This is a genomic window from Shewanella sp. ISTPL2 (assembly GCF_013283205.1).
GTDB classification, from domain to species: Bacteria; Pseudomonadota; Gammaproteobacteria; order Enterobacterales; family Shewanellaceae; genus Shewanella; species Shewanella oncorhynchi.
Genome location: NZ_JAAPAV010000003.1, coordinates 1 through 1,895 on the forward strand (window position 1 = coordinate 1; position 1,895 = coordinate 1,895).

Here is a 1,895-nt window from a genome sequence, read left to right on the forward strand (position 1 = left end):
CAGCCACCTGGTATCTGCGACTCCCGTCAGCTTAGAGAGCAAGTCTCATCACCAACAGGAGCGTACCTTCTCCCGAAGTTACGGTACCATTTTGCCTAGTTCCTTCAGCCGAGTTCTCTCAAGCGCCTTGGTATTCTCTACCCGACCACCTGTGTCGGTTTGGGGTACGATTCCCACTAACCTGAAGCTTAGAAGATTTTCCTGGAAGCATGGCATCAACTACTTCAGTCCCGTAGGACCTCGTCATCAGCTCTCAGTGTGTACATTAAAGTACGTGTCCCCGGATTTGCCTAAGAACACCACCTACCACCTTAAACGCGGACTACCAACGCCGCGCTAGCCTAGCCTTCTCCGTCTCTCCATCGCAGTTAGCGGAAGTACAGAAATATTAATCTGTTTCCCATCGATTACGCCTTTCGGCCTCACCTTAGGGGTCGACTCACCCTGCCCCGATTAACGTTGGACAGGAACCCTTGGTCTTTCGGCGAGGGGGTTTTTCACCCCCTTTATCGTTACTCATGTCAGCATTCGCACTTCTGATACCTCCAGCGTGGGTTACCCCTTCACCTTCAACGGCTTACAGAACGCTCCTCTACCGCGCACAGTAAACTGTGCACCCGTAGCTTCGGTGACTAGCTTAGCCCCGTTACATCTTCCGCGCAGGCCGACTCGACTAGTGAGCTATTACGCTTTCTTTAAATGATGGCTGCTTCTAAGCCAACATCCTAGCTGTCTAAGCCTTCCCACATCGTTTCCCACTTAGCTAGTACTTTGGGACCTTAGCTGACGGTCTGGGTTGTTTCCCTTTTGACGACGGACGTTAGCACCCGCCGTCTGTCTCCCGAGTAGTACTCATTGGTATTCGGAGTTTGCAAAGGGTTGGTAAGTCGGGATGACCCCCTAGCCTTAACAGTGCTCTACCCCCAATGGTATTCGCTCGAGGCGCTACCTAAATAGCTTTCGAGGAGAACCAGATATCTCCCGGTTTGATTGGCCTTTCACCCCCAGCCACAAGTCATCCGCTAATTTTTCAACATTAGTCGGTTCGGTCCTCCAGTTGATGTTACTCAACCTTCAACCTGCCCATGGCTAGATCACCGGGTTTCGGGTCTACACCTTGCAACTAAACGCGCAGTTAACACTCGGTTTCCCTACGGCTCCGCTATTCGCTTAACCTCGCTACAAAATGTAAGTCGCTGACCCATTATACAAAAGGTACGCAGTCACGGTCTCAAGAACCGCTCCCACTGCTTGTACGTATACGGTTTCAGGTTCTATTTCACTCCCCTCACAGGGGTTCTTTTCGCCTTTCCCTCACGGTACTGGTTCACTATCGGTCAGTCAGGAGTATTTAGCCTTGGAGGATGGTCCCCCCATATTCAAACAGGATGTCACGTGTCCCGCCTTACTCGTTTTCATCAATGGTTAGTTTTCATGTACGGGGCTATCACCCTGTGCCGCTGCGCTTTCCAACGCATTCCACTAACACCCCACTGACTTAAGGGCTAATCCCCGTTCGCTCGCCGCTACTAGGGGAATCTCGGTTGATTTCTTTTCCTAAGGGTACTTAGATGTTTCAGTTCCCCTCGTTCGCCTCGCAACACTATGTATTCATGTTGCGATAACAGCTTATGCTGCTGGGTTCCCCCATTCGGACATCGTTAGCTCAAATGCTTGTTACTAGCTCGCCAACGCTTTTCGCAAGTTACTACGTCCTTCATCGCCTCTGACTGCCAAGGCATCCACCGTATACGCTTAGTCGCTTAACCATACAACCCAAATGAGTTTCACTCATCTGCGCCGCATTGCGACCAGCTTGGTTTTACTTGTCTCACTTCTGACCAAAGAAGTGGACGCGCCTTAGACGTAAACTATTCAATAAAGAATAATTTACT

1 rRNA gene is annotated in these 1,895 nt (G+C 50.5%); it reads right to left on the reverse strand.

The window, feature by feature from the left end:
* Positions 1 to 1,769, reverse strand: a 23S ribosomal RNA gene (locus tag HUB64_RS23015); the annotation flags it as partial.
* Positions 1,770 to 1,895 lie beyond the last annotated feature (126 nt).